This is a genomic window from Lentzea sp. NPDC058436 (assembly GCF_042721515.1).
Lineage (GTDB): Bacteria > Actinomycetota > Actinomycetes > Mycobacteriales > Pseudonocardiaceae > Lentzea.
Genome location: NZ_JBHXLF010000005.1, coordinates 38,108 through 64,992, shown reverse-complemented (window position 1 = coordinate 64,992; position 26,885 = coordinate 38,108). Strand labels below are relative to the sequence as shown.

Genomic DNA, 26,885 nt, shown 5'->3' with positions numbered 1-26,885 from the left:
CAGAGCCTGTCAGAGGCGCGAGCTGATCAACAGGGTCTTTCGGGTAATACGGGGAAAACCCTGCTCCGGTTCGCGGGTCAGCCTCGTGGTGATGATCGATCCGAGCGCGAACCCTGTTAGCCACCGGAAGGAGATCGACGATGACCGAGTGGCTCAACGAGCTCGCCGCGTGGGCGTGGGCGCGGCACCACAACGAGCTGAGCTGGTACGTCCGGCCGCTGTTCCTGCTGCCGTTCGCCTACTTCAGCTACCGGCGCAGCGGGTGGGGTCTGGCGGCGACGCTGGTGGCGCTCGCGACGAGCATGGCGTGGTTCCCCGCGCCCGAACACCCGACGGCAGGGGCGATCGAGATGCTCGCCGCCGAACGCGAGTACCTGCTGGGGGAGTGGACGCCCGCGAAGCTCGCGGCCGGGCTGCTCGTGCCGCTGACGTTCGGTGGCCTGGCCGCGGCGCTGTGGCTGCGTTCGCTGCCGTGGGCGCTGGTCGCGATCAACGGCGGCGGGCTGTTCAAGATCGCGTGGACGTTCGTCGTGAGCGACACGACGGGCGCGATGCAGCACCTTTGGCCCGCCGTGGCCGGGTTGACCGTGGTGAACGCGGTTCTGGTGGTCGTGTGGCGCCGCAGGCACGTGGTTGCATCAGCGCATGCGCGTAGTAGTAGCTGACGACGCAGCGTTGTTCCGCGAGGGCGTGGCACGGTTGCTCACGGACGCGGGGTTCGAGGTGGTGGCGAAGGTCGGCGACGCCGCCGAGCTGCTGGCTCGGGTGCACGCCGACCCGCCGGACGTCGTGGTCGTGGACATCCGGATGCCGCCCGGCTTCACCACCGAGGGCCTCGACGCCGCTCAGGAGATCCGCGCGGCGCACCCGGAGATCGGCGTCCTGGTCCTGTCCGCGCACGTCGAGCCGCACTACGCGTTGCGGCTGCTCGACTCCGACGCCCGCGGTGCCGGCTACCTGCTCAAGGACCGCGTCGCCGACCTCGCGGAACTGGCCGACGCGGTGCGGCGCGTGGCGGCGGGCGGACTGGTGATCGATCCCGGCGTGGTGGCGACGCTGGTCGGGCGCCGGCGGGTCGGCGATCCGCTGGAGTCGTTGTCGGAACGGGAACGCGAAGTGCTCGCCGTGATGGCCGAGGGGCGGTCGAACCAGGGGATCTGCGAACGGTTGTTCCTGAGCCCCAAGACGGTCGAGGCGTACGTGCGGTCGGTGTTCACGAAGCTCGGGCTGCACCAGGGACCCGACGACAACCGGCGGGTGCTGGCCGTGCTCACCTACCTGCGCCGATGAGGATCCTCTGGCTGGGCACCGGGTTCCTCGCCCTGGCCGCGCTGGTGTGGGGCGGCTACGAGGTCTCCGTGCCGGCCGTGGTGCTGAACCTCGCGGTGGGGCTCGCGTTCATCGGCGCCGGGATCGAGGCGGCTGACCGGCGCCCGGACAGCTCCTCCGGGCAGCTGATGATCGCGGTCGGGCTGGCGTGGTTCGTGCGGCTCACCGGCGCCGTCGAGGCGGACTGGGCCTACGCGGTGGGGGTCGCGACGAAGACCCTCTACCTGGCGATGCTCGGGCACCTGCTGGTCACGTATCCGACCGGGCGGATCGCCAGTCGGTGGCAGCGCGTGGTCGTGGGTGTCGCCTACCTGCTGACGGTGCCGGTGAACGTCGGCTACCTGCTGCTCACGCCGTTCGACGGGCCGCAGAACATCGTGGTGATCCGCGAGGTCCCCGCGTCCCGCGTTCCGGTGGTCGCCGTGGTCGTGCTGGTCGCGGGCATCGCGCTGCTCGTGGCGTTGCTGGCGCGCATGATCACGCGCTGGCTGCGGTCGGGGAGCGTGGCCCGGCGCGACCTCGCGCCGGTGGTGTGGGGCGGCGCGGCGATCGTGCTCACGCTCGTCGTCACGTACGCGGCGGCGTTGCTCGGGTTGCCGGCCGCGGTGCAGGTGCCGTTGCAGTGGTCGACCGAGGTCGTGCTGGTCGGGTGGCCGCTGGCGCTGCTGTACGGGCTGGTGCGGGCACGTCTCGACCAGTCGGCGGTGGGGGAGCTGGCGGTCTCGCTCGGCGCCGGGCTGCCCGGTGACCTGCGGTCGGTGCTGGCGCGCACGCTGCACGATCCGTCGCTGCAGCTCGTCCACGGCGACGTGCCGGCCGCGCCCGGCGTCACCTACCTGGAAGCGGGCGGCACGCGGCTGTGCGCACTCGTGCACGACCCGGCGCTGGACCCGTCGTTCGTGCGGGCCGTCGCGGCGAGCGCGGCTCTGGCGGTGCAGAACGAACTGCGGGCGCGGCGCATCGTCGAGGCCGCCGACGAGGCCCGCCGCCAGGTGGAACGCGACCTGCACGACGGCGCGCAGCAGCGGCTGGTGTCGGTGCTGCTCACGTTGCGGCTGGCCGAGAACTCGCCCGAGCTGCTCACCGCGGCACGTGAAGAGCTGGCCAGGGCGTTGGACGAGCTGCGCGAGCTGGCCCGAGGCATCTACCCGGTGCTGCTCACCGATGCCGGACTGGGGCCCGCGCTGCTGTCGCTGGCCGAACGGTCCGCGGTGCCGGTCGTGCTGGGTGGTGTGCCCGACGAGCGGTTGTCTCCGGTCGCGGAACGCACCTGCTACTTCGTGGTCGCGGAGGCGCTGACGAACGCCGCCAAGCACGCACGGGCCGGTGAGGTCCTGGTCGAGGTCGGGTGCGTGGACGGGCTGGTCACGGTCGATGTGAGCGATAACGGCGTCGGTGGCGCAGACGTCGCCGGTTCCGGCCTGCGCGGGCTGGACGACCGCGTGGCGGCGGTCGGCGGGCGGCTGACCGTGCGGTCGGTGGAGGGGGAGGGGACGACGGTGCGGGCGGAATTCAGCGACTCGCGGCCGTGACGGCTTCGGCGATCGCCTGGTGACCGGCGGGCGTCGGGTGCACGTCGGTGCGGTCGCAGAAGTAGGTGAGCGCGCACACCTTGGCCACCGAGGCCGGGATCTGGCCGTACTTCGGGTCCTGGGTCAGCTCGCTCAACGCGCCGTAGCCGCCGGTCGAGTCCGTGACGTCGGCGAACTTCGCGCCGAACCTGCCGTACTGGGCCGCGATCTTCGTGTTGAAGTCCTGGAACATCGTGACCGACACCTGGGCGAGGTTCTTGCCGTTGGGGAACGACGGGTTGACCCACGCGCCGAGGAACACGTCCGGGTAGGTCAGGCCGACGATCTTCACGTCCGGCGCGACCTCCCGCAGCTCGGTGAGCGTGCCCGCGACGTTGGTCTGGATGCCGGCGACGGTCCTGGTCGCGCAGTCCAGGGGGTCCGGCACCAGCGCGCACGGCGTCAGGTCGTTGCCACCGATCACCACCGTGACCAGGGCCGCCTTCTTGCCGCGCAACGCCTCCAAGGCGGCGTCGAGCTGGGTCTTGCCGCCCGCGTCGGGACCGCACGCGGGCTTGGTGGCCAGGTCGGCGGACGTGGCGCCGTTGCAGGCCAGGTTGATCAGCTTGAGCCCGGACTCCTTCGCCACGATCTGCGCGAAGCTCTCCGTGGAGCCGCTCGGGCCGTAGCCCGTCGCGTAGGAGTCGCCGATCGACACGTAGACCTGCTCGGCCGGCGGCGGGGTGCTGCTGCTCTGCGCGGGCGCCGGGACCTGTGCGGGCGGCGTCGAGGTGCACGCGGTCAGCAGCGTGACCGCCGCGGCCATGACCAGGGCGAACCTCGGCACATCCACTCCACTTCTCCGGGTGCTGATGTGCCGAGGCTACGAAACCGGCCGTGAGGGTCGTGTCAGCGGAAGGCGCGCAACCGCAGGCTGTTGCTCACGACGAACACCGACGAGAACGCCATCGCCGCGCCCGCGATCATCGGGTTGAGCAGGCCGAGCGCGGCCAGCGGCAGTGCGGCGACGTTGTACGCGAACGCCCAGAACAGGTTGCCCTTGATCGTGGTGAGCGTGCGCCTGGCCAGCCTGATCGCGTCCACGGCGGCCCGTAGGTCACCGCGCACCAGCGTGAGGTCGCTCGCCTCGATCGCGGCGTCCGTGCCGGTGCCCATGGCCAGGCCCAGGTCGGCCTGGGCGAGCGCGGCGGCGTCGTTCACGCCGTCGCCGACCATCGCCACGACGCGTCCCTCGTCCTGCAGGCGTTTCACGACGTCGACCTTGTCGGCGGGCAGCACCTCGGCGATGACCTCGCTGATGCCGACCTCGGCCGCCACCGCCTCGGCCGCCGCCCTGTTGTCGCCGGTCAGCAGCACGGGACGCAGCCCGAGCCCGCGGAGACCGTCGACCGCCTCCTTCGACGTGGGCTTCACCGCGTCGGCGACGACCAGCACGCCCCGCGCCTTGCCGTCCCACGCGACCAGCACCGCCGTGCGGCCCTGCCGTTCCGCCGCCTCCTTGGCCTCGGCCAGCTTCGCGTCGAGCTGGACGCTCCAGTCGCTGAGCAGGCGTTCCCGGCCGACGAGCACGGCGTGAGCGTTCACCACGCCCTGCACGCCGAGGCCCTCGACGTTCCGGAAGTCCTCGACCGGGGGCACGTCACCCGCCGCCTTGGCGATGGCCCTGGCGATCGGGTGCTCCGACGCGTTCTCCAGCGCCCCGGCGAGCTGCAGGACCTGCTCCTCGACCTCGCCGTCGGCGATGTGAACGCTCACCAGACTCATCCGACCGGTCGTCACGGTACCGGTCTTGTCGAGCACCACGGTGTCGACGCGGCGGGTGGACTCCAGCACCTCCGGCCCCTTGATCAGGATGCCGAGCTGGGCGCCCCGGCCCGTGCCGACGAGCAACGCGGTCGGCGTCGCCAGGCCCAGCGCGCACGGGCAGGCGATGATCAGCACCGCCACCGCGGCCGTGAACGCCGCTCCCGCGCCACCGCCCGTGCCGAGCCAGAAGCCCAGCGTGCCCACGGCGAGCGCGATCACGATCGGCACGAACACGGCGGAGATCCGGTCCGCCAGGCGCTGCGCCTCGGCCTTGCCGTTCTGCGCCTCCTCGACCAGCGTCGCCATCCGCGCGAGCTGCGTGTCCGACCCGATCCGGGTCGCCCTGACGACGAGCCGCCCACCGGCGTTGACCGTCGCGCCGGCCACCGCGTCACCGGGCCGCACCTCGACCGGCACGGACTCGCCGGTGAGCATGCTCGCGTCGATCGCGGAGCCGCCCTCCTCGACGACGCCGTCCGTGGCGACCTTCTCGCCGGGCCGCACGACGAACCTGTCGCCGACCTCCAGCTCGCCGGTCGGGACGCGGACCTCACGGCCGTCGCGGAGGACCGCCACGTCCTTGGCGCCGAGTTCGAGCAACGCCTGGAGCGCGGCTCCCGCACGGCGCTTGGACCGCGCCTCGAAGTACCGCCCGGCCAGGATGAACGTCGTGACGCCGGCCGCGACCTCGAGGTAGATGTTGCCGGTGCCGGCCATCCGCTCGACGGTGAACGTGAACCCGTGCGTCATGCCGGGAGTGCCCGCCGTCCCCAGGAACAGCGCGTAGAGCGACCACAGGAACGCCGACCCGACGCCGAGCGAGATCAGCGTGTCCATCGTGGCGGCGCCGTGCCTCAGGTTCGTCCACGCCGCCTTGTGGAACGGCCACGCGGCATACGTGACGACCGGCCCGGCGAGCGCGAGCGACAGCCACTGCCAGTAGGTGAACTGCAGCGCCGGAACCATCGCGAGCGCGACCACCGGGACCGAGAGGACCGTCGAGGTGATCAGCCGCTGCCGGAGCGCCGCCGTCGGGTCCGGGGTCTCTTCTGCCGGTGCGGCGGCGGGGAGTGCGGCCGTGTAGCCGGTGTCCTCGACGACCTTCACCAGGTCGGCGGGGGTGAGGTCGCCCGCGTAGCTGACCCTGGCCTTCTCGGTGGCGTAGTTGACCGAGGCCTCCACGCCGTCCAGCTTGTTGAGCTTGCGCTCGATCCGCGCCGCGCACGAGGCGCAGGTCATGCCGCCGATCGAGAGTTCGATGGTGTCAGTGGCCATGACCGCCCTCCTCGTGCGTCGTGAGCGTGAACTCCGCGGTGCGCACCACGTCGGCGTGCTGGAAGTCCAGGAACAGCCGGTACTTCCCGGCTGTCGGCACCTCCACCGCGAACTTCACCTGCGCGCTCTCCTCGGGATGCACGTGCAGGTACGCCAGGTCGTCCGACCGCAGCGCGACCAGGTGTCCCTTGGCGCCCAGGTAGTCCTGCAGGTCCGTGACCGGCCTGCCGTCCTTGCTGATGCTGATGGTCACGGTCGACGCCTTGTTCACGTTCAGCTCACCGTGCAGGGATACCTCGTAGCCGTCGACCGTGAACGTGCGGCTGTCGATGTGGTTCTGCGGCCGGTAGTCGCCCGGCGTGTGGACGTCCGCGCCCAGGACGGTCTTGGGGCCGTTCTCCGGCCTGAAGTCGGCGAAGATCCGGTAGGCGCCGGCGTTCGGGAGTGCCAGGGGTGTCGACCAGGTGCCGTCGGTCGCCATCTGCGGGTGGACGTGCTGGAAGTGTGAGCCGTCGCGGCGGACCGCGATGAGGTGCAGGCGTTTTTCGTGCTCCACGGCGAACTTTGTGATCGGGGCGCCGTCCTGGCCCTCGATGGTGAAGGTGAGTGGCTCGGACTTGGTGATGCGCAGGGTGTAGCCGTTGTCCGAAACGGACAGTCCTGGTGGGAGCTTGGACTGCGCGGACTCGGTGGAGTCGTGGCCTCCGTGGGTTTCGCCGGTGTGGGCTGGTGGTTCGGGGGCCGGTCCTGTTGCGGCGCCTGCTGCCCACGTGCCGCCGAAGATCACGGCGAGGGCGGTGGCGTAGAGCGCGACCTTGTAGCCGGTCCTCATCGGCCGGCCAGTTCGTAGCCGGCCTCGGTGATCGCGGCGCGGACGTCGTCCAGGGGGATCGGGGTCGTGCTGGTGATCGTGACCGTGCCGGTGGGCAGGTCCACGGTCGTGCCGGTCACGCCGCTGAGCCTGGAGAGCTCCTCGGTCACGCTGCCGGCGCAATGGCCGCAGGTCATGCCGATGACGGTGTGGACGGACTCGCTCATGGGTCTTCTCCTCGCGGGTTAGGAGCGGACCAGGCGGGCGATGGCGTCACTGGCCTCCGCGATCTTCGCGTCGGCCGTGGCGCCGCCCTCGGTGATGGCCTGGCTCACGCAGTGCTTGAGGTGCTCGTCGAGCAACCCCAGTGAGACCGCCTGCAACGCCTTGGTGGCAGCGGAGATCTGGGTGAGCACGTCGATGCAGTACTCGTCCTCGGTGATCATCCGCTGCAAGCCGCGGACCTGGCCTTCGATTCTGCGGAGGCGGCGCAGGTGGGCGTCCTTCGTGGGGGCGTAGCCGTGCATGTCTCGCTCCTTCTCCTGCCCTGGGCCGCGCGGCCGGGTGGTTCGTCTCGGGGGTGCGGTGGGCTTCTGCGGTCTTTTATACCCTAGGGGGGTATGGGTATGTCAAAGGTGAGGGGTTGTGTCGGCTGTCGTGTGGTCTGTCGGGTCGTCTGTCGCGTGGTCTGTCGCGACCCTGGGTGGGCGCCTTGGTTGCGGCCAGATTGTTTTGCGAGTCGCCGCTCTTGTGGGCGGTCGGCTTGCTTGCGGCCTGTCGCCCTGCGAGTCGCCACTTCTACGGGTGGTCGTTTTGCGTGCGGCCTGTCGCCCTGCGAGTCGCGGCTTCTGCGGGTGGCTGGTTTGCGTGCGGCCTGGTTGCCTTGCGTGCTTCCCCTGGGGCTCTGCCCCAGACCCCGGCAATCTGATCAGGGGGTAGCGCCGTGAGCAGGCTGATGGCACGCCTGTTGCGTAGAGCGGCTGCCTGTTGCTTATGAGGTTGCGGTGGCGGTGGGGTCCCATCACGAGCCGCACCAGGAGCTGGCCACACCTGAGGGGGTATGTCAAACGGCCGAAGAGCGTGGCCGTTTGACATACCCCCTCAGGTGCAGCAAGAGCTGTGGCGCGACTCGTGATGGGACCCCACCGCCCGGCCATCTTGCTAAAGACGGCTCGCCTGCGGCATCGCACCGATTGTGCGGCTCGCCTTCGGCGTCGCACCTGTCATGAGCTGCCTGCGACCTGCGTCAGGAAACCGTAAAGATCACCCGGTAGTGCTCTGCGAAGGGGCGGGGGCGCGGTTATCTTGCGGGCATCGGTGGCCTAGGGAGTGCTTGTGGCTGATCAGCAGGTTTCCGAGGCGCCGTCTCGGCAGAAGCTCGCGCGCGACACCGTTCGGCTGGCCGTGATCGTCGGCGCCCTTGGTGTCGTGTTCGGGGATATCGGTACCAGTCCCATTTATACGATTCAGACGGTGTTCAACCCCGCTGATCCGCATCCGGTGCCGGTGAGCGTGGACAACGTCTATGGCGTTGTGTCGCTGATCTTCTGGTCGGTGATGCTTGTGGTGACGGTGACGTACGTGTTGTTGGCGATGCGGGTCAACAACGACGGTGAGGGCGGGATCATGGCCCTCATCACGTTGCTGCGGCGGTGGAAGGCCAAGCAGGGGCGTAAGGCTGCGGCCACGTTGGCTGCGCTGGGGGTGTTCGGGGCGGCTTTGTTCTTCGGCGACAGCATGATCACGCCTGCGATCTCGGTTCTGTCGGCCGTGGAGGGGTTGAAGGTCGTCGAGCCGGAGTTGGAGCGGTTCGTCGTGCCTATCACGGCCGTGATCATCGTTGGGTTGTTCCTGGTGCAGCGGCGGGGGAGTGGGGTTGTCGGGCGGTTCTTCGGGCCCGTGATGATCCTGTGGTTCGTGGTCATCGGGGTGGCCGGGATCGGTGGGATCGTCGGCCATCCGGAGATCCTGCGGGCGTTGTCGCCCACCTATGCGGTCGGGTTCTTGTTCGGGCACTTCGACATCGCGTTCTTCGCGTTGGCCGCTGTGGTGTTGTCGGTCACCGGTGCTGAGGCCCTGTACGCGGACATGGGGCACTTCGGGCGGCCCGCGATCGCTCGGGGGTGGTTGTTCCTGGTGTTTCCCGCCTGCGTGCTCAGTTACATGGGGCAGGGGGCGCTGGTTCTGGACGATCCGGCGAACGTCAGCGGGCCGTTCTTCCTGCTGGTGCCCGAGTGGGGGCGGTGGCCCCTGGTGGTGATCGCCACGGCGGCCACCGTGATCGCGTCGCAGGCGGTGATCACCGGGGCCTACTCGGTGGCCTCCCAGGCCGCGCAGCTCGGGTATCTGCCGCGGTTGCGGATCGCGCACACGTCCGAGTCCGCCATCGGGCAGATCTACGTGCCGTGGATCAACTGGGTGTTGATGGTGTCCGTGTTGACGCTGGTGTTCGCGTTCCGGACGTCTGCCGCCCTCGCGTTCGCGTTCGGGATGGCGGTCACCGGGACGATCACGATCACCACGACGTTGTTCCTGTTCATCGCGCGGTGGAAGTTCGGGGCGCCCGCCTGGGCCATCGGGCTCGGGTGCGTGGTGTTGCTGGGTGTTGACCTGCTGTTCCTCGCCGCGAACCTGACGAAGTTGTTGCACGGGGCCTGGTTGCCGTTGTTGATCGGGCTGACCGCGTTCACGGTGATGACCACGTGGCAACGGGGGCGGGCGATCGTCACGAAGGCTCGGCGGGAGGCTGAGGGGTCGTTGCGGGCGTTCATCGAGGAACTGCACGAGCAGCGGCTGACGCGGGTTCCCGGGTGTGCGGTGTTCCTCAACCGCGGCAAGGAGACCGCGCCGCTGGCGATGCGCGCCAACGTCGAGCACAACCACGTGCTGCACGAGCGGGTGGTGATCGTGTCGATCGAGACCGAGCCGGTGCCGCGGGTGCCGGACGAGCGGCGGATCGAGGTCGACGAGCTCGGGTACGGCGACGACGGCATCATCCACGTGAGCGCGCGGTTCGGGTACATGGAGACGCCGGACGTGCCCGCCGCGCTCGCGTTGCTGGATCCCGGGAAGACCGAGGGCGGGCTGAACCTGGCTGAGGCGCGGTACTTCCTGTCGAAGATCGAGCTGCAGCGCGGGCGGAGCCGGACGATGGCGGGCTGGCGGAAGCGGTTGTTCGTGGCCACGTCCTACATCACGGCGGACGCGGCCGAGCACTTCGGACTGCCCCGGGAGCGAACGGTGATCATGGGCGCGCACATCGACGTCTAGGTGGTGCGGGGCCTGCGGTCAACAGGGGAGACCGCAGACCCCGGGATCATGGGCCGCTAGGCGCTTTCCGCCGCGGCGCCTCGGCCGGCCGCGCGTCCGGAGAACAGGCAGCCGCCGAGGAACGTGCCCTCCAGCGCGCGGTAGCCGTGCACGCCGCCACCGCCGAACCCGGCCACCTCGCCCGCCGCGTACAGGCCGCGTATCGGCTGGCCGTTCGAGCCGAGGACGCGGCCGGTGAGGTCGGTCTGCAGGCCGCCCAGCGTCTTGCGGGTCAGGATGTTCATCCTGATCGCGATCAACGGGCCGGAGCCGGAGTCGAGCAGCTTGTGCAGTCCGGCGGTGCGGGCGAGGCTGTCGCCGCTGTAGGCCAGGGAGTTGCGGATCCCCATGACCTGCACGTCCTTGGAGAACGGGTTGTCGACCTGCTGGTCGCGGATGGTGATCTGCCGGCGCAGGTCGTCGAGGTTGATCAGGTTCTGGCCGGTCAGCGCGTTCATCCCGGCCACGAGGTCCGGCAGGTTGTTCTTGATGACGAAGTCCACGCCCTTGTCCATGAACGCCTTCACCGGCGGCGGCGTGCTGTTCAGCAGCCGCATCGCGAGGTAGGCGATGAGGTTCTTGGCGGTGATCTCCGGGTTCTGCTCGGAACCGGAGAGCACGAACTCCTTGTCGATGATCTTCTTGTTGAGCACGAACCACGAGTAGTCGTAGCCCGACTTGCCGATCAGCTCCAGCGTGCCGAGCGTGTCCAGCGACGGGATGCCGGGGTTCGGGAACCGCTTGCCGCGCGCGTCGAGCCACAGCGACGACGGGGCGGCCAGCACGCGGATGCCGTGGTCCGGCCAGATCGGCGTGTGGTTGATCATGCCCTCGGTGTAGTGCCACATGCGGTCGCGGTTGACCAGGCGTCCACCGGCCAACTCTGTGATCGCCAACATCCGGCCGTCGACGTGCGCGGGCACGCCGGTGACGAGCCGTTGCGGCGCCGGGCCGAGGCGGGCGGGCCAGTTGCGGCGCACCAGGTCCTTGTTGGCGCCGATGCCGCCCGAGGTGACGACCACCATCGGCGCGTACAGCTCGAAGTCGCCGACCTTCGTGCGGGAGCTGGGGGTGCCCCGCGCGGCGCTGCTCGGCTCCAGGACGGTGCCGCGCACGCCGGTGACGGCGCCGTTCGACGTGATCAGGCCGTCGACCTGGTGCCGGAACTTGAACGTGACCTTGTTGTCGCGGACGGCGTCGCGCACCTTCTTCTCGAACGGCTCCATCACGCCGGGGCCGGTGCCGAGCGTCATGTGGAAACGCGGCACGGAGTTGCCGGGGCCGTCGGCGAGCTGCCCGCCGCGCTCGGCCCAGCCGACGATCGGCACCCAGCGCACGCCGAGGCCGTAGAGCCACTCGCGCTTCTCGCCGGCGGCGAAGTTCAGGTACGCCTCGGCCCATTTGGCGGCCCAGTAGTCCTCGCCCAGGGGATCGTTCACGCCGCGGTCGAACCCGGCGGTGTTGAACCAGTCCGCGCGCGCCAGTTCGAGCGAGTCCTTGATGCCTGCGGTGCGCTGCTCCTGCGAGTTGACGAAGAACAGGCCGCCGAGCGACCAGAACGCCTGCCCACCCAGGCTGGCCTCGGGTTCCTGGTCCAGCAGCAGGACCTTGCGGCCCGCCGCTGCCAGTTCGGAGGTGGCCACGAGACCGGCGAGCCCGTGCCCGATGACGATCACGTCCGCGTCGACGCGCGGCGCCGCTCCGGCGACCGCCTGCCCCAGGGTCCCGCTCGCGGCGATCGCACCGATCGCGCCGCTCGCGGCCAGCAGGTTGCGACGGCTGATGTTCCGGTCTGACATCCCAGGGCCTTCCTCGTTGAAGGGTGGTGCCAACGCGAATTACTCTCGCGTAAAGCAACTAACCAGCAACCGGAGAGCGGGGCATAGGGTCCCGTCACCAAACGGCGACGGCTGTGTTGTGGCCGTCACACAACGTGAGGTTTGCGGAGGCGCTGTGCCGGGGATGTCCGCGATGATCCGCCAGGTGCTCGAAGCCGTCGCCGCGGACGACAAGGTGGTCGAACGGGTCGTCGACGCCGCCCGCGGCAACTCGCCGGAGGTCGCCCGGTTGCCCGCGGAGGAGAACCGCCGGCACATCGCGTTCCTGCTGTCCGAGGGGATCGCGCACCTCGAACGCGGTGGCACGCCCGACGACGGCGACTTCTCCGCCGCGCTCGCGCTGGGCGCGGACCGCGCCGCGCAGGGCGTGTCGATGGCGGGCCTGCTGCGCGGTGTGCACGCCGGGCGCACCGAGCTGATCAGGGCGGCCGTGGAGCTCGCGCGGTCACTGGGTGTCGACGACGGCACGATCCTGGACTTCATGATCAACCTCGACCACTACGTCGGCGCGGTCGAACGGCACATCATCAGCGGCTACCACACCGCAGAGCTCCAGCTGTCCCGCACGGCACGCGACCTGAACGCGCAGGTGCTGCGGAGGCTGCTGGTCTCGGGCGACTTCCCGGACGCCTCCGAACTGGCCCGCGCAGGCCTGCGCCCCGACGGCCGCTACCACTGCGTGGTGTCCGGGGTGACCGACCCGAGCCACGCGCGGACGCTGGAGCAGCGGCTGCACACGTCCGGCGGTGTGTACGGGCTGGTCGAGGGACGGCTCGCGGGGCTCACGCACGTGCCGCCGTCGTGGTCGGACGACCTGCTCGTGGTGTCGCCCGCGACCGCGCTGAAGTCGTTGCGGGGCACGTACTCGATGTGCACGCTGGCCCTGGTGGCCGCTGGGGCGACCTGCGGTGTGCGGCTCCTCGTCGACCTCGCCGGTGAGACCGCTCTCACGGCGTTCCCGATGCTGGCGGAGACGCTCGCCGACGCACTGCTCGGCCAGCTCGACCCGAAGAGCTCGTTCCACCACGAGATGGTGGTGACGGCGTTGTGCTACCTGGACAACGGCGGCCGGCTCAGTGCCACGGCCGCGGCGTTGCACATCCACGCGAACACCGTGCGGTACCGGCTCGACCGGCTGGTGGAGCTGACCGGCGCCGACCTGGGCGACAACCCGGCCGCGGGACGGTCGCACGTGCTGACGACGCTGCACACCTGGTGGGCGCTGCGGTCGTGGACCGACCGCAGCACCAGGTAGCGCTTAGAGCTTGTAGAAGTTCGCGTAGTGGTCAGGCGAGAAGTAGACCGTGCCGTCGGTGCGGTCGACGATGATCCGGTACGCGTCCCGGGAAGCGTTGCAGGCACGCGGGTAGACGTCGAACTCCAGGTAGCGGTGACCGGCGGGCAGCTGGCCCTCGCGGTTCTGGTGCACGCCACCGGCGTAGTTGCACTGGCCGTTCGGCCACCCGCTCACCCAGCCGCGCGTGCTCGGGTAGCCCTTGGACGACCAGGTGGAGTTGGCGGAACGGGCCGCGGAACACCGCGACTGCGTGCAGGACTGGTAGACGGCCGCGTCGGCGGCGGGTGCGACGGCCGTGGTCACGCCGAGCACCGACGCGACGACGGCGAGAGCGGCGAACAGGCGACGTGTCCGGTGCGGTTGCAGGGTGTGCACTTCAGACCTCCATCGGCAGGGAACGAGGTACGTCGTGATCTTTTCTGTTGATCACCACGAGCTGATGAACGGCAGGGAACCATCCGCGCAACTGTGGCCTTCCCACGCTCGCACACCCGGTGGCGTCGCGCGCGGCTTGATCGCCTGACGACTCCGAAAGCCCGAGTTGATCAACGCCGAACAGCGGATTGCGGACGCTGCCTCCGGCGATAGATTTGTCCAATGGCAGCACGGAAGCATCTTGTGGTGCTGTTGACCTTGTTGGTGGCCGGGTGCACGGCCTCGCAGGACGGCAGGCCGCTCCCCGCAACACAATCCTCGTCCACAGCGGAGAAAGAGCCGTCCACAAAGGTGCGCGGCGTGGTGGACGCCCGCACGGTCGAGCTCGCCGACGGCACGAGGGCCCGCGTCGCTCTGCTGGCCGAACCGACGTCGTGCGCTGCGGCGGCTGCCGTCGAGTTCGCCACGAAGACGTTGCTGGACAAGGAAGTTCGCGTGCGCAGCATCACGCCCGGCGAGGTGTCGCTGGAGCTGCCGGACGGTACCGACTACGCGCTGCTCGCCGTGAGCAGCGGCGCCCTGCGCGTCGCCGGTGTCGACGGCGGACCGCTGGTCGAGGCGGAAAGCAAGGCGTCGCAGGCGAAACTCGGCCTTTGGGGCCAGGGCGACTGTTCCGCGCCGACCTCGTCCACCCCGCCGCCACCACCGTCCTGCGTCGTCGTCTACCGGATCACCGGCCAGTGGTCCGGCGCGTTCCAGGCCGAGGTGACCGTGCGCAACGTCAGCGGCGCGCTGGTCGAGGGCTGGACCGTGCGGTGGCGGTTCGCCGAGGGCGAGAGCGTGACGCAGCTGTGGAACGGCACGGCGTCGCAGTCCGGCGTGAACGTGAGCGTGACCAACGCCGACTACAACGCGCTGATCGTCGCCGACGGCTCGGTGTCGTTCGGCTTCAACGGCTCCGCCACGGCACCCAGCTCGCCGCCGGCCTCGTTCAGCCTGAACGGGAACGCCTGCACCACGGGTTAGGCTTCCACCCAGTGGAAAGCAGCGGTCGACTCCGGACGGCGCGTTGCCTAGCGTCTGATCACGTGACGACCAGCCAGCACGAGATCAGCGACGAGATCGCGAAGATCCAGGCAGACTCACCGGGAGGTGCGCCGCTGCTGGACTTCGCGCCGTACCGCAGCACGACGTTGCGCCACCCGACCAAGGAGCCGCTGCACGTCGACCCCGAGGGCGCGGAGCTGCTCGCGCCCGTCTTCGGCCACTCCGACGTCGACGCCGTCGAGTCGGACCTCACCCTGCAGCGCGGGGGCGAGCCGATCGGTGAACGCATCCGCGTGCACGGCAGGGTGCTCGACGGTGACGGCCGCCCGGTGCGCCGGCAGCTGGTCGAGATCTGGCAGGCCAACGCCGCCGGTCGCTACTCGCACCAGGGCGACCAGCACCCGGCGCCGCTCGACCCGCACTTCACCGGCGTCGGCCGCTGCCTGACCGACGACGACGGCCGGTACTCGTTCACCTCGATCAAGCCCGGCCCGTACCCGTGGCGCAACCACCACAACGCCTGGCGGCCCGCTCACATCCACTTCTCGTTGTTCGGCACGGACTTCACCCAGCGGCTGATCACGCAGATGTACTTCCCCGGCGACCAGCTGCTGGCGCTGGACCCGATCGCCCAGTCGATCACCGACCCGGCCGCGCTGGACCGGCTCATCGCCTCCTACGACCACGCGAGGTCCGAGCACGAGTGGCTGCTCGGCTACCGGTGGGACATCGTGTTGACCGGCAGCCACGCCACCTACCTGGAGCCGTCCGATGACTGAAGCGACGCCCGGCCAGACCGTCGGGCCGTTCTTCCACCACGCGCTGGCGTTCCCCGGCGACTCCGAGCTGGTGCCGTTCGGCTCGGCCGGATCCGTGGTGCTGCACGGGTACGTCTACGACGGCGCCGGTGAGCCGGTGCCGGACGCGATGATCGAGATCCGCCAGGCCGACGCCTACGGGGTGGTGCCGCGGGCGGGCGGGTCGCTGCGGCGGCGCGGTGCCGGGTTCACCGGCTGGGGCCGTTCATGCACCGACGGCGCCGGGCACTACTGGTTCAGCACCGTCGAGCCGGGGCTGCCGTTCTTCGCCGTGACGGTGTTCGCGCGCGGACTGCTCGACCGGTTGTTCACGCGCATCTACCTGCCCGGTGCCGCGGAGGCCGTGGACGGACTGGTCTCCTCGCGCGAGGACGACGGCCGGCTGCGGTTCGACATCCACCTGCAGGGGCCGTCGGAGACGGCGTTCTTCAAGTTCCCGCGGACGTGATCGTGCTTCCTGGTTCCCATCGCGCCGCCGGCCTCGTCGACGACGCCGCGCTGGTGCGCGCGATGCTGGAGGTCGAGGTCGCCTGGGCGCGGGTGCTCGGGTCCTCGGTGGACCTGGGCGACTGGGTGCCGTCGCTGGACCCCGTCGAGGTCGAGGCGGCGGGCAATCCCGTGCTGCCGCTGGTGTCCGCGTTGCGCGCCAAGGTCTCCGTCGCCGTCCACACCGGACTGACCAGTCAGGACGTGCTCGACACCGCCCTGGTGCTGCTGGCACGCGGCGCGCTGGAACGCGTCTCGGCGGATCTCGGACGGGTCGCCGGCGCGCTGGTCCGGCTCGCCGACGAGCACCGGTCCAGCGTGATGGCCGGCCGGACGCTGACGCAGCACGCCGTGCCGATCACGTTCGGGCTCAAGGCCGCCCGGTGGCTGGTGGGCGTGCTGGACGCGGTGGACGAGCTGGAGTTCGTCGTGCGGAACCTGCCGGTGCAGTGCGGGGGAGCGGCGGGAACGCTGTCGCGCGTCGAGGACCCGGTCGCGTCGGCGTCGGCGCTGGCCGGGTACCTGGGGCTGGTGTGGCCGGGGTTGCCCTGGCACACGCACCGGGCGCCGGTCACCCGGATCGGCGACGCGGTGGTGCGCGCCTGCGACGTGCTGGGTGTGCTGGCCGGTGACGTGCTGACGCTGGGGCGGCCGGAGATCGGTGAGGTCAGCGAGGGGTTCGTGGCCGGGCGGGGCGGGTCGTCGACCATGCCGCACAAGCGGAACCCGGTGCTGTCGGTGCTCGTCAACAGCGCGGCCCTGCGGGCTCCAGGACTCGGGGCGCAGCTGCACCTGTGCGCGGCGCGGGCGGTGGACGAACGGCCGGACGGCGCCTGGCACGCGGAGTGGCCGGCGTTGCGGGCGTTGCTGGAACTAGCCGTGGTGGCGGCTTCGCAGGCCGCGGAACTGGTGGAAGGGCTTGAGGTGCACGCGGACGTGATGGCGCGCCGGGCCCGTGAGGCCGCATCGGACCTGCTGGCGGAGCGCGGCGGCGGTGACGACCCGGCCTCGTACCTCGGGGCGGCCGAGCTGTTCGTGGACGAGGCGCTGAAGAGGTGGAAGTGGCGCGATGACCGTTGAGGAGGTGCTGTGTCGTACGACGACGGCATGAAGGTTCGGCGCGAGGTGCTCGGGGACGCGCACGTGGACCGGGCGGCACCGGACGAGTTCACGCGAGACTTCCAGGAGTTCATCACGAAGTACGCGTGGGGCGAGATCTGGACGCGGCCGGGGCTCGACCGGCGGACGCGCAGCGCGATGACGCTCACGGCGTTGATCGCGATGGGGCACTGGGACGAGCTGAAGATGCACGTCGCGGCGGCGCTGCGCAACGGGCTGAGCCAGGACGAGATCGCCGAGGTGATCATGCAGAGCGCGATCTACTGCGGCGTCCCGGCGGCCAACCACGCGTTCGCGGTCGCGCGGCAAGTCTTGAAGGAGGACGTGTGAGCGCTCACACGACTGGAGGAGCTGCCATGACGCGCACCCAGGTCGGCATCGTCGGCGCGGGCCCGGCCGGGCTGATGCTCTCGCACCTGTTGTCCCTCAACGGGATCGACAGCGTCGTGATCGACAACAGGACGCGGCTGGAGATCGAGAACACGGTCCGCGCCGGCATCCTGGAGGCCGACAGCGCCCGGTTGCTGGTCGACACCGGGGTGTCGGACCGGGTGCTGCGCGACGGGCACCCGCACGAGGGCATCGACCTGAGGTTCGGCGGCGAGAGCCACCGCGTCGACTTCCGCGCCCTGGTGGGCGAGTCCGTCTGGCTCTACCCGCAGACCGACGTCTTCACGGACCTGGCGAACGCGCGCGACCGCGACGGCGGTGACGTCCGGTTCGGCGTCAGCGACACGTCCGTCGACGTGAGCGCTCCCGCGATCCGGTTCGTGGACAGCGAGGGCGTGCGGCAGGAGGTGCGCTGCGACCTGCTCGTCGGCGCGGACGGCTCCCGTTCGATCTGTCGCGCCGAGGTGCCGGAAGCCTTGCGCACGCACAGCTATCGCGAGTACCCGTTCGCCTGGTTCGGCATCATCACCGAGGCCCCGCGCAGCGCCCCGGAACTGGTCTACGCGCACTCGCCGCGCGGGTTCGCCCTGATCAGCCAGCGGACTGAAACCCATCAGCGCATGTACTTCCAGTGCGCGCCGGAGACGAACGCCGCCCAGTGGACGGACGACCGGATCTGGGAGGAGCTGCAGTCCAGGGTCGCGGGCCCGGACGGCTTCACCCTGAACGAGGGCCCGATCACCGAGAAGACCGTGCTGCGCTTCCGCTCGTTCGTCGCGGAACCCATGCGCCACGGCAAGTTGCTGCTGGCGGGCGACGCGGCCCACACCGTTCCGCCGACCGGCGCGAAGGGCCTGAACCTCGCGTTGCAGGACGTCCGGGTGCTCGCCGAGGTCATCGAACGCGCGCTGGTCAAGAACGACGACGACGCGTTGGACGAGTACGGCCCCCGCGCGCTGGACCGGGTGTGGAAGGCGCAGCACTTCTCGTACTGGATGACCACGATGCTGCACGCGCTGCCCGCCGCGACGGACTTCGACGTGCGGCGGCAGCTCGGTGAGCTGCGGTCGGTCGTGGGGTCGGAGGCGGGGTCGCGGTTCCTGGCGGAGGGCTACACCGGCTGCTGGCCGGCCTGAGGCTCACCCGAGCAACTCCACCTCGCCGCCGCGGTGACCGGGCGGCACGACCGCGAGCACGTCGGCCAGCGCCGCACCCCACAGCGACCCCGGACGGTCGTGCCCCACGGGCGCGGCCAGGCCGCCCGACCGCGTGACCGGCACGAGCCGCGTGTCCGTGCGGTGAGCGCCGACGTCGGGCAGCCAGGCGGTGACCGGCGGACGGGCGGTGTGGCCGCCGAGGGTGTCGAGCAGCGGCTGGAGGAGCGTCAGCACGGCGGCGTACGCGGCGAACGGGTTGCCCGGCAGGCCCACGACGCACCGCCCGTCGGGCAGCACGGCGAGCAGCATCGGGTGACCGGGACGGCACGCGACGCCGCTCACCAGCACCTCGGCCTGCAGGTCCGCGAGCACGCGGCGCAGGTGGTCGGCGCGGCCCACGGACGTGGCGCCGCACGTGACGAGGACGTCGGCCGCGTCGAACGTCAGCGCGTCGGTGAGAGCGGACGGGTCGTCGCGCAGGTGGGTGGTGCCGAGCAGGTCCGCGCCGGTCAGCAGGCCGGGCAGCATCGGGCCGATGGCGTCGCGGACCCGGCCGGGGCGCGGTGGACCGGTGTGCAGGAGTTCGTCGCCGGTGACGATCACGGCGACTCTCGGGCGGCGGTGGGCCAGGAGGGTGTCGTGGCCGGCCGCGGCGGCGAGACCCAGGACGGCGGGGGAGACGCGGGTGCCGGCGGGCACCAGTTCGTCGCCGGCGGACCAGTCCTCGCCGCGGCGGCGGATGTGCTTGCCGGGGTTCCCCCGGTGGGCACCGCCGGGCATCAGCCGTTCTCCGGCCACCGAACAGACCTCCACCGGAACGACCGCCTCCGACCCGATCGGTACCGGCGCCCCCGTCGCCACCCCGAACGCCTCCCCGGCTCGCAGAACCACTCCGGGCACCGGGTCTCCGGCCGCCACCCGGCCCACCACCGTCCACGGCCCGGGCCCGGCCACCGCGTACCCGTCCATCGCCGAGGTGTCGCAGGTCGGCTGGCTCGCCAGCGCCCGCACCCCGGACGCGAGGGCGAGGCCCAGCGCGGCGGGCAGGGGCAGTTCGACCGCGTCCAGCGGCTTGGTCGCCTCCCGCGCTGTCTGGCGGGCCAGCTTCCAGGGCATGTTCATCGGCGCTCCCGTGGTATAGCCTACCGAATACTGTATGCAATCCTCGGGACGGGGTGAAGGGCATGCCAGTCGCGACTTACGTACGTGATCACGTCGGCAGGCTCTACCGGGTGGGGGAGACCGACGTCGAGGCGTCGGGGCGTTCGCGTCGCACGGTGCTGTGGGCCGCATGGGCGGCGATGCTCGCGGCCGGCATCGGGCAGTACGGGTTCGGGGCGCTGATCCCGCAGTTGCAGGACCGGTGGAGTGTGCCGGAGTTGTTCTGGGCACTGGCGTTGTGGACCGTCTGCCAGGCGGGCACGGCGTTTCCGGCGGCCTGGCTGAGAGAACGGAAGCGCCTCACGTCCGCCGGCGCGATGTGGATCGGCGCGGCGCTCTGCGGCGCCGGGCTCATCACGCTGGGGCAGGACCAGCTCGTCGGGTATGCGGTCCTCGGTGGCATCGGCGCGGGCCTGGTCTACGCGACGTGTCTCGGTGTGGTCGTGCGCTGGTATCCGGAACGCGTCACGCGGAAGGTCGCGTTCGTCAGCGGCGCGTTCGCGTACGGGTCGGTGCCGTTCGTGCTGGCGGCCGGGTTCTTCTTCGGCGGCGGTTTCCTGGCGTACGCGGGGATCGCGATCGCCGGGGTGGTCGCGGTGGCGGGGTCGTTGCTGAAGGACCCGCCCGAGCACTGGTGGCCGCCGCACATCCCGCCGCGCGAGTGGGCGCTCGACCGGGCGCGGGTGCCGAACCGGTCGGCGCTCAAGGAGTTCCGGACGCAGGAGGCCATGCGGTGCGGCACTTTCTGGTGGCTGTACGGCGGTGTGGCGTTCGCGGCGGCGGTGTCGCTCTACGACCTGGCGTACCTGCCGTTGTTCGTCGGTGACAAGGTGCTCGGGGTCGTCGCGCTCGCCACGCTGGCGGCAGCGACCGGGACCGGGCGGGTGCTGGTCGGGTGGATCTCCGACCGCGTCGGTCGGCGGAAGGCGCTGGTCTGGACGTTGGCGACCGGCGGGCTGGCGCAGTTCGTGCTGCTGTACTCCCAGAACGTCGCGGGGCTGCTCGTCGGCGCCACGCTCGCGGGTCTCGGCACCGGCTGCTGCTACTCGCTGCTGGTCGGGGTCACGCGGGAGTACTTCGGCGAGACGAACGGCGCGCAGAACTTCGGCGTCCTCTACACGGCCAAGGCCGCGGGCGCGTTGCTGGCCGCTGTTGTCCTTGCCTCGCAAGGGCCCGCGTTCGCCTTCGTCGCGGCGGGCGTGCTCGGGCTGGCGGGCGCGGTGCTCACGGCGCACCTGTCACAGCCGGGAAGGCCACGTCTGTGAGCCGCGTGCCGCGCCTCACGAGGGGCTGGCACCAGACGCCGGCGGACGGCTGCTGCCTGATGGAGCTGACGTCCCTGCTCGCGGGCGAGGTGTGGTCGGACCGGCCGGCGTGCGTGCACCCGGTGCTGGCCTGCGTGGCGCGGTGCGTCAACGACCAGTCCACAGAGGAGGGACGGCGGCGGCTGCTGCCGTTCGCCACCAGGGTGATCGGCACGCGGAAGGCACACGCCGAGCGCCTGGTCGAGCTCTGCACGCGCAGGGCGGGGATCAACGCGCCGAGGTGGTGGCCGCGCAACTGGGTCGTGGCGAAGGCGGTCAGGGCGATGTCCGGGGACGAGGTGTTGCGGCGGCTGCTCGACGAGTGCGTCGCGATCTGCGGGGAGGGTGGTCATGGGACGGGTGACGAGCAGGCGGCGCGTGGTGCGGCTGGTGGACGACGCGGTCACCGCGCGGCCGGACACGCTGGCGGTCGAGGAACCGCTGGAGATCCGCGTGCGCGGCAAGTCCCTCGCCGTGACCATGCGCACGCCGGGTGACGACTTCGACCTCGCCGCGGGATTCCTGGTCAGCGAAGGTGTCGTGCGCGCGCCGTCCGACATCGCGTCGATCCGCTACTGCGCGGGCGCCACGGCCGACGGTGGCAACACCTACAACGTGCTCGACGTCGGGCTCGCCGACGGTGTCGCGCCGCCGGACCCGTCGATCGAGCGCAACTTCTACACCACCTCGTCGTGCGGCCTGTGCGGCAAGGCGAGTCTCGACGCCGTGCGCACCACGGCGTCCTGGCAGGTGGCGAACGACCCGATCCGCCTCGACCCGAGGACGATCACCGACTTCCCGACGAAACTCCGTGCCGCGCAACGGGTCTTCGACCGCACCGGCGGCCTGCACGCGGCCGGGTTGTTCGACGCTCACGGCAACCTGCTGTGCCTGCGCGAGGACGTCGGCAGGCACAACGCGGTCGACAAGGTCGTCGGCTGGGCCACCAGGGGCGGACGGCTGCCGCTCACGAGCACCGTGCTGATGGTGAGCGGCAGGGCGTCGTTCGAACTGGTGCAGAAGGCGGTCATGGCCGGGATTCCCGTGCTGACCGCGGTGTCCGCGCCGTCGTCGCTGGCCGCCGACCTCGCCGAGGAGATGGGCGTGACGCTGGTCGGGTTCCTGCGCGGCTCCACGATGAACGTCTACACCGGCGCGCACCGGCTGGGGCTCACCGCCGCCGCCCGCTAGTGGATGACCAGGCCGCCGACCGGGACCGCAGCGACATGCCCGGTCGGCGGCCTTCCCGCCGCCAGCGCGAGCCCGACGTCGACCAGTGCCGCCCGGCGCAGGCCCGGTACGTCGGCGAGCGGTGTCCACACAGGATCGGCGGTCGCCCCGTTCGGCTCCGGTCGCGGCTCACCGGTGACCCGGACCTGGTAGAAGATTCCGATGTTCTGGTGCGGCCCCTTCTCCGGCATGTGGCGTTCGGCCGCCGGGACGAAGCGCGAGTCCACGCCCAGCAGTCGTTCGACGACACCGGAACAGCCGGTCTCCTCGGCGACCTCCCGCACCACCGCGTCGAACGGGTCCTCACCGTGCTCGACCGCGCCACCGGGCAGCAACCAGTGGCCTTCACCGAACGGTGAGGAAGCACGCACGAGCAGCACCCGGTCGTTCTCGATGGCCACGGCGTAGGCGCCCAGCCGGAAGGTCGTCATGCGGGCACGTTAGCCCGTAAGGGGTCCTCCGCGAGGATGATGCCGCGCGGCGGACGCGATCTTGAACGCGCCGTCCTAGTGTTCCTCCCATGTTGACTGTCAGGGGGATCAGCCGGAGCTTCGGCGATCACAAGGTGCTCGACGAGGTGAGCTTCGACGTCCGGCCCGGCCGCATGACGGGCTTCCTGGGCGCCAACGGGTCGGGCAAGACGACCACGATGCGCATCGTTCTGGGGGTGCTCGCCGCGCACGGGGGCACGGTGAGCTGGAAGGGAACCGAGGTCCGGTCGGACAACCGGCCGGACTTCGGTTACATGCCGGAGGAACGCGGCCTCTACCCGAAGATGAAGGTGCGCGACCAGATCACGTGGCTCGCGCGGCTGCACGGCGTCGACCGGGAGACCGCGCAGCGCAACACCGACGAGCTGCTGGAGGACCTGGAGCTGACCGGGCGGGCCGGTGACCGGCTGGAGGAGCTGTCGCTCGGCAACCAGCAGCGCGTGCAGATCGCGGCCGCGCTGGTGCACGACCCGGACGTGCTGATCCTCGACGAGCCGTTCTCCGGCCTCGACCCGATCGCCGTCGAGACCGTGCTGGACGTGCTGCGCAAGCGCGCCGCCGCCGGGGTTCCCGTGCTGTTCTCCAGCCACCAGCTGGCGATCGTCGAACGGCTCTGCGACGACGTCGTGATCATCTCAAAGGGACGGATCGCGGCGAACGGGTCGCGCGAGGAGCTGCGCGCCAAGCACGCGGGGGAGCGGTACGAGATCGTCGTCGGACAGGACGCGGGCTGGGTCCGCGACGTGTCGGGCGTGACGATCCTGGAGCTCGACGGGCCGCGGGCCGTGTTCGAGGCGGCACCCCAGGAGGTGCTCAGGGCGGCGCTGGACCGCGGTGAGGTCCGCTCGTTCACGCCCGTCGTGCCCACGCTGGACGAGATCTTCAAGGAAGTGATCTGACATGGCCCGCGCGTCCTTCAGCCAGGCGACGTGGCTCGTCGCCGAACGCGAGATGAAGACCCTCGTCGGCACCAAGGGTTTCTGGATCGGCTTCCTCTTCACGATCGTCGGGTTGTTCGCGCTCACCGTGCTGCCGACGGTGTTCGGCGGCGACGACCCGAAGGTCGCCGTGGTCGGTTCGGCCTCGCAGGTGGTGCAGGGCAAGGCGCTCGACGTGCGCGAGGTCGGCAGCGTGCAGGAGGCCGCCGACCTGGTCAGGGCCGACGACGTCGAGGCGGCGATCGTGCCGGAGGGCGCCGGGATCAAGGTCCTCGCGCTCAACAGCCCGCCCAACAGCGTGATCCGCCAGCTCGTCGAGTCGCCACCGGTGGAGCTGCTGGAGGGCTCGGTGGTGACGTCCGGCCAGCGGTCCGTCACGGTGATCGTGTTCGGGTTGGTGTTCCTCATGTTCGGCATGGGCGGCGCGGCCATCGCGCAGAGCACCGTGACCGAGAAGCAGACGCGGATCGTGGAGATCCTCGTGTCGACGGTGCCGGTGCGGGCATTGCTCGCGGGCAAGATCCTCGGGCACACGATCCTGACGCTCGGCCAGGTGGTCGTGCTGGCGCTCGTGGCACCGATCGCGTTGCGGGTGGCGGGACTCGGCGAGCTGCTGGGGGTGGTCGCGCCCGCGCTGGGCTGGTTCATCCCGTTCCTGATGCTCGGGTTCGTGCTGATCTCGTCGCTGTGGGCGGTCGCCGGCGCGCTGGTCAGCCGCCAGGAGGACCTCGGCTCGACGATGGGCCTGGTCATGCTCGCGGTGATGGGCCCGTACTTCGGCGTGCAGTTCTTCTACGAGAACCCCGTGGTGCTCAAGTGGATGTCGTTCGTGCCGTTCACGGCCGGCGTCGCGATGCCCGTGCGGTTGTTCGCCGAGCAGGCTCAGGCGTGGGAGGCACTGCTCTCGATGGCCATCCTCGCGGCGACCGTCGTGGTGATCCTGCTGGTCGCGTCGCGGCTCTACACCGGCTCGTTGCTGCAGACCGGCGCACGGGTGAAGCTGTCGAAGGCCTGGGCACCTGCAGAATAGGCGCATGATCGCTGATCCGATTCGCCTCGCCGTCGTCGGCCTGGGAGCCATGGGCACCCGGATGCTGACGGCGGCGCGGTCACATCCCGGCTTCACCGTGGTCGCGGGTGTCGACGTCGTACCCCGCACGCTCGACGTCCCGGTCGTCACCTCGCTCGACGACGTGCTGTCCGATGTGGACGCCGTGTACGTCTCGACGCCACCCGCGTCGCACGCCGGGCTCGTGCTGAAGGCGTTCGCGGCGGGCAAGGCGGTGTTCTGCGAGAAGCCGCTGGCCGTCGACCTCGACGAGGCCCGTGAGATGGCCGAAGCCGCTGACGGACGCCCGAACGCGGTCAACTTCGCGTTGTCGGACATGGTCGCGACTCTGGAGGTCGAACGGCGGCTGGCCTCGCTGGGCGAGCTGCGGGGCGTGGAGATCCGGCTGCAGTTCCCCCGCTGGCCCAGGGCGTTCCAGGCGGAGGCGACCTGGCTGGCGCGGTCCGAGCAGGGCGGTTTTGTCCGCGAGGTGTTGTCGCACTTCGTCTACCTCACCGACAGGATGCTCGGGCCGCTCACCGTCGAGTCGGTCTCGTCGGACTTCCCCTCGCCCGGCGCCGCCGAGGTCGCGGCCCGGGGTGTGCTACGGGGCAATGGCGTGCCGGTGCACGTGTCGGCGTTCTCCGGAGTGGTCGGCCCCGAGGTCTACGAGTGGACCGCCTGGGGCACCGAGCGGTCGCTGCGCCTCGACCAGTGGGCGTTGCTGTCCACTTCGGACGGCGGCCCCTGGGAACGCGTGCCCCTGGAGCAGACCGGGTCCGACTACTCGCGTCTGACGCTGTTCGCGCAGGCCGTGCGCGGCGAGCACCCGCGTGACCTCGCGGACTTCGCCAGCGGACTGCGGGTGGCCGAGGTGGTCGAGGCCTTCCTGCGGTAATCCGCTTGCGCGCGTTCGACAGGATCAGGCCATGGGGATCCTGTTCGTCACGCTCGCAGGCCACGGCCACGTCACGCCGACCCTCGCGGTCGTCGCGGAACTGGCCGGACGAGGTGCCGCCGTCGACTACGCGACCGGCGCCGAGCACGCCGAGGCGGTGACCGGAGCGGGCGCGCGGTGGGTGAAGCTCCCCGCGTTGCCCGACTTCCGGCCCGTCACCGGCAACCCGATCGACGAGTGGTTCCCGCACTACTTCAGGTCGATGGCCGCGACCTACCCGGTCCTGCTCGACCGCTGCCGTGCCGCCCGTCCCGACCTGATCTGCTACGACTCGACGAACTGGCCTGCGCGGATCGTTGCGCACACACTCGGTATACCGGCTGTACGCACAGTGCCGCACACTGCGTGCAACGCGCATTACAACCTCATGGACGCTCACGTGGCGCGGTTCATCGCCGACGACCTAGCGGAGTTCCGCGCTCGGTACGACGTTGACCTCGACATCCCCGGCACGATCGAGGCGCCGGAGGCGTGCAGCATCGTGTTCGTGCCGCGTGAGTTCCAGCCGCGTGCCGAGACCTTCGACGAGACGTTCCACTTCGTCGGCCCGGTGCTGGGCGACCGTCTCGACGAGCAGTGGTCACCACGCCGGACCGACCTGCCGTTGCTCTTCATGTCGCTGGGGTCGGTGATGAGCGACGCCGGCTTCTACGAGGCGTGCCTGGACCAGTTCGCCGACGGTGCCTGGCAGGTGACGATGACCGCGCGGGACGTCCAGGGCACGGATGTCGTCGACGTGCGTGCCCTGGACGTCCCGCAGCCCGCGGTGTTGAGGCACGCCAAGGCGTTCATCAGCCACGGCGGCATGAACTCCACGATGGAGGCGCTGCACCAGGGCGTGCCGCTGGTGGTCGTGTCGCAGACGCCAGAGCAGGCGGCGAACGCCGACCGGGTGGCCGAACTCGGCCTGGGGGAACGGGTCGACGACCACGCGGACCTGCGTGCGGCCGTCGACCGCGTGGTGGCCTGCGGCACGATCCGGCGCAACCTGGACCGGATGCGTGCCGCCATCAGCGGTGGTGGAGGCGCTGCGGAGGCCGCCGAGGTGATTCTCAGGCGGATCGTCTGACTGCGGAAGGCCGCCGGCGTCGTGCTCGGCGGGCATCTCGCGGCGAGCGACCGCTAGGGCCGCAGGCATCTCCCGCGGCCGAGCACCTCGCGGAGCC

28 protein-coding genes are annotated in these 26,885 nt (G+C 70.7%); 18 read left to right on the top strand and 10 right to left on the bottom strand.

Annotation, left to right across the window (positions count from 1 at the left end; genetic code table 11):
• Positions 1 to 140 precede the first annotated feature (140 nt).
• From ACFWN2_RS21440 to ACFWN2_RS21430, 3 genes are read left to right on the top strand one after another with little or no spacing between them, the layout of a single operon-like run.
• Complete coding sequence (locus ACFWN2_RS21440) at positions 141 to 665, top strand: hypothetical protein (RefSeq protein ID WP_382429796.1); 525 nt, start codon at positions 141 to 143, stop codon at positions 663 to 665.
• Positions 646 to 1,290 carry a response regulator gene (locus ACFWN2_RS21435; RefSeq protein ID WP_382429794.1) on the top strand — a complete coding sequence of 215 codons (645 nt, stop codon included), beginning with the start codon at positions 646 to 648 and terminating at the stop codon, positions 1,288 to 1,290. The genes ACFWN2_RS21440 and ACFWN2_RS21435 overlap by 20 nt, the downstream gene beginning before the upstream one ends.
• Positions 1,287 to 2,861 (top strand): sensor histidine kinase, encoded by a 1,575-nt coding sequence (locus ACFWN2_RS21430; RefSeq protein ID WP_382429792.1) that lies wholly within the window; start codon positions 1,287 to 1,289, stop codon positions 2,859 to 2,861. Before ACFWN2_RS21435 ends, ACFWN2_RS21430 begins: the two co-directional genes overlap by 4 nt.
• Here the strand turns inward: ACFWN2_RS21430 and ACFWN2_RS21425 are convergent.
• The 5 genes from ACFWN2_RS21425 to ACFWN2_RS21405 all read right to left on the bottom strand — a co-directional run bounded on the left by ACFWN2_RS21425 (position 2,842) and on the right by ACFWN2_RS21405 (position 7,280).
• On the bottom strand, positions 2,842 to 3,687 hold the full coding sequence (locus ACFWN2_RS21425) for a GDSL-type esterase/lipase family protein (protein WP_382429790.1): 846 nt from the start codon (positions 3,685 to 3,687) through the stop codon (positions 2,842 to 2,844). The genes ACFWN2_RS21430 and ACFWN2_RS21425 overlap by 20 nt on opposite strands.
• Positions 3,688 to 3,749: 62 nt before the next feature.
• Positions 3,750 to 5,942, bottom strand: a complete 2,193-nt coding sequence (locus tag ACFWN2_RS21420) for a heavy metal translocating P-type ATPase (RefSeq protein WP_382429788.1) — start codon at positions 5,940 to 5,942, stop codon at positions 3,750 to 3,752.
• Positions 5,932 to 6,774 (bottom strand): hypothetical protein, encoded by an 843-nt coding sequence (locus tag ACFWN2_RS21415; RefSeq protein WP_382429786.1) that lies wholly within the window; start codon positions 6,772 to 6,774, stop codon positions 5,932 to 5,934. The genes ACFWN2_RS21420 and ACFWN2_RS21415 overlap by 11 nt, the downstream gene beginning before the upstream one ends.
• Positions 6,771 to 6,980, bottom strand: a complete 210-nt coding sequence (locus tag ACFWN2_RS21410; protein ID WP_382429784.1) for a heavy-metal-associated domain-containing protein — start codon at positions 6,978 to 6,980, stop codon at positions 6,771 to 6,773. Before ACFWN2_RS21410 ends, ACFWN2_RS21415 begins: the two co-directional genes overlap by 4 nt.
• A gap of 18 nt (positions 6,981 to 6,998) precedes the next feature.
• Complete coding sequence (locus ACFWN2_RS21405) at positions 6,999 to 7,280, bottom strand: metal-sensitive transcriptional regulator (protein ID WP_382429782.1); 282 nt, start codon at positions 7,278 to 7,280, stop codon at positions 6,999 to 7,001.
• Positions 7,281 to 8,088: 808 nt separating this feature from the next.
• Here ACFWN2_RS21405 and ACFWN2_RS21400 point away from each other — a divergent pair.
• Entirely contained in the window at positions 8,089 to 10,023 is a 1,935-nt protein-coding gene (locus ACFWN2_RS21400; protein ID WP_382429780.1) for a potassium transporter Kup, read from the top strand.
• 56 nt (positions 10,024 to 10,079) lie between these two features.
• On the opposite strand, the gene ACFWN2_RS21395 is transcribed toward ACFWN2_RS21400, so the two are convergent.
• On the bottom strand, positions 10,080 to 11,861 hold the full coding sequence (locus ACFWN2_RS21395) for an FAD-binding dehydrogenase (protein ID WP_382429778.1): 1,782 nt from the start codon (positions 11,859 to 11,861) through the stop codon (positions 10,080 to 10,082).
• A gap of 172 nt (positions 11,862 to 12,033) precedes the next feature.
• On the opposite strand from ACFWN2_RS21395, the gene ACFWN2_RS21390 reads away from it, so the two are divergent.
• Positions 12,034 to 13,155 carry a PucR family transcriptional regulator gene (locus ACFWN2_RS21390; protein WP_382429776.1) on the top strand — a complete coding sequence of 374 codons (1,122 nt, stop codon included), beginning with the start codon at positions 12,034 to 12,036 and terminating at the stop codon, positions 13,153 to 13,155.
• A gap of 3 nt (positions 13,156 to 13,158) precedes the next feature.
• On the opposite strand, the gene ACFWN2_RS21385 is transcribed toward ACFWN2_RS21390, so the two are convergent.
• Positions 13,159 to 13,572, bottom strand: a complete 414-nt coding sequence (locus ACFWN2_RS21385; RefSeq protein WP_382429774.1) for a ribonuclease domain-containing protein — start codon at positions 13,570 to 13,572, stop codon at positions 13,159 to 13,161.
• A gap of 1 nt (position 13,573) precedes the next feature.
• Positions 13,574 to 13,804, bottom strand: a complete 231-nt coding sequence (locus ACFWN2_RS21380; protein WP_382429772.1) for a hypothetical protein — start codon at positions 13,802 to 13,804, stop codon at positions 13,574 to 13,576.
• On the opposite strand from ACFWN2_RS21380, the gene ACFWN2_RS21375 reads away from it, so the two are divergent.
• The 6 genes from ACFWN2_RS21375 (at position 13,795) to ACFWN2_RS21350 (ending at position 18,568) form a co-directional block, all read left to right on the top strand.
• The gene (locus ACFWN2_RS21375; protein WP_382429770.1) at positions 13,795 to 14,598 is read left to right on the top strand and encodes a cellulose binding domain-containing protein; all 804 of its coding nucleotides are present in this window, start codon (positions 13,795 to 13,797) and stop codon (positions 14,596 to 14,598) included. The genes ACFWN2_RS21380 and ACFWN2_RS21375 overlap by 10 nt on opposite strands.
• 62 nt (positions 14,599 to 14,660) lie before the next feature.
• The gene (gene pcaH / locus ACFWN2_RS21370; protein ID WP_382429768.1) at positions 14,661 to 15,398 is read left to right on the top strand and encodes a protocatechuate 3,4-dioxygenase subunit beta; all 738 of its coding nucleotides are present in this window, start codon (positions 14,661 to 14,663) and stop codon (positions 15,396 to 15,398) included.
• On the top strand, positions 15,391 to 15,885 hold the full coding sequence (locus ACFWN2_RS21365) for a protocatechuate 3,4-dioxygenase subunit alpha (RefSeq protein WP_382429766.1): 495 nt from the start codon (positions 15,391 to 15,393) through the stop codon (positions 15,883 to 15,885). The genes pcaH and ACFWN2_RS21365 overlap by 8 nt, the downstream gene beginning before the upstream one ends.
• Positions 15,882 to 17,003: a lyase family protein gene (locus ACFWN2_RS21360; protein ID WP_382429764.1), complete on the top strand. Its 1,122-nt coding sequence runs from the start codon at positions 15,882 to 15,884 to the stop codon at positions 17,001 to 17,003. The genes ACFWN2_RS21365 and ACFWN2_RS21360 overlap by 4 nt, the downstream gene beginning before the upstream one ends.
• 9 nt (positions 17,004 to 17,012) lie before the next feature.
• Positions 17,013 to 17,372, top strand: a complete 360-nt coding sequence (gene pcaC / locus ACFWN2_RS21355) for a 4-carboxymuconolactone decarboxylase (protein ID WP_382429762.1) — start codon at positions 17,013 to 17,015, stop codon at positions 17,370 to 17,372.
• 26 nt (positions 17,373 to 17,398) lie between these two features.
• Positions 17,399 to 18,568, top strand: a complete 1,170-nt coding sequence (locus ACFWN2_RS21350) for a 4-hydroxybenzoate 3-monooxygenase (protein WP_382429760.1) — start codon at positions 17,399 to 17,401, stop codon at positions 18,566 to 18,568.
• Between the two features lie 3 nt (positions 18,569 to 18,571).
• Here ACFWN2_RS21350 and ACFWN2_RS21345 read toward each other — a convergent pair whose 3' ends face one another.
• The gene (locus ACFWN2_RS21345; RefSeq protein WP_382429758.1) at positions 18,572 to 19,711 is read right to left on the bottom strand and encodes a molybdopterin molybdotransferase MoeA; all 1,140 of its coding nucleotides are present in this window, start codon (positions 19,709 to 19,711) and stop codon (positions 18,572 to 18,574) included.
• A gap of 62 nt (positions 19,712 to 19,773) precedes the next feature.
• On the opposite strand from ACFWN2_RS21345, the gene ACFWN2_RS21340 reads away from it, so the two are divergent.
• From ACFWN2_RS21340 to fdhD, 3 genes are read left to right on the top strand one after another with little or no spacing between them, the layout of a single operon-like run.
• Positions 19,774 to 21,015 (top strand): MFS transporter, encoded by a 1,242-nt coding sequence (locus ACFWN2_RS21340; protein ID WP_382429756.1) that lies wholly within the window; start codon positions 19,774 to 19,776, stop codon positions 21,013 to 21,015.
• A 5-nt stretch (positions 21,016 to 21,020) separates the two neighbouring features.
• Complete coding sequence (locus ACFWN2_RS21335) at positions 21,021 to 21,551, top strand: hypothetical protein (RefSeq protein ID WP_382429754.1); 531 nt, start codon at positions 21,021 to 21,023, stop codon at positions 21,549 to 21,551.
• Positions 21,445 to 22,245, top strand: a complete 801-nt coding sequence (gene fdhD / locus ACFWN2_RS21330) for a formate dehydrogenase accessory sulfurtransferase FdhD (RefSeq protein WP_382429752.1) — start codon at positions 21,445 to 21,447, stop codon at positions 22,243 to 22,245. The genes ACFWN2_RS21335 and fdhD overlap by 107 nt, the downstream gene beginning before the upstream one ends.
• Here fdhD and ACFWN2_RS21325 read toward each other — a convergent pair.
• A complete protein-coding gene (locus ACFWN2_RS21325) occupies positions 22,242 to 22,715 on the bottom strand; it encodes an NUDIX hydrolase (RefSeq protein WP_382429750.1) in 474 nt (157 codons plus the stop codon). The genes fdhD and ACFWN2_RS21325 overlap by 4 nt on opposite strands.
• An 89-nt stretch (positions 22,716 to 22,804) precedes the next feature.
• Here ACFWN2_RS21325 and ACFWN2_RS21320 point away from each other — a divergent pair, with 89 nt between their 5' ends.
• The 4 genes from ACFWN2_RS21320 to ACFWN2_RS21305 are packed head-to-tail and all read left to right on the top strand — an operon-like array spanning position 22,805 to position 26,788.
• Positions 22,805 to 23,674, top strand: coding sequence for an ABC transporter ATP-binding protein (locus tag ACFWN2_RS21320; protein WP_382429748.1), 870 nt, complete (start codon positions 22,805 to 22,807; stop codon positions 23,672 to 23,674).
• A 1-nt stretch (position 23,675) separates the two neighbouring features.
• Positions 23,676 to 24,743, top strand: coding sequence for an ABC transporter permease (locus tag ACFWN2_RS21315; RefSeq protein WP_382429746.1), 1,068 nt, complete (start codon positions 23,676 to 23,678; stop codon positions 24,741 to 24,743).
• A gap of 4 nt (positions 24,744 to 24,747) precedes the next feature.
• Entirely contained in the window at positions 24,748 to 25,659 is a 912-nt protein-coding gene (locus ACFWN2_RS21310) for a Gfo/Idh/MocA family protein (protein WP_382429744.1), read from the top strand.
• 31 nt (positions 25,660 to 25,690) lie between these two features.
• Positions 25,691 to 26,788 (top strand): nucleotide disphospho-sugar-binding domain-containing protein, encoded by a 1,098-nt coding sequence (locus tag ACFWN2_RS21305; RefSeq protein ID WP_382429742.1) that lies wholly within the window; start codon positions 25,691 to 25,693, stop codon positions 26,786 to 26,788.
• Positions 26,789 to 26,885: the final 97 nt, after the last annotated feature.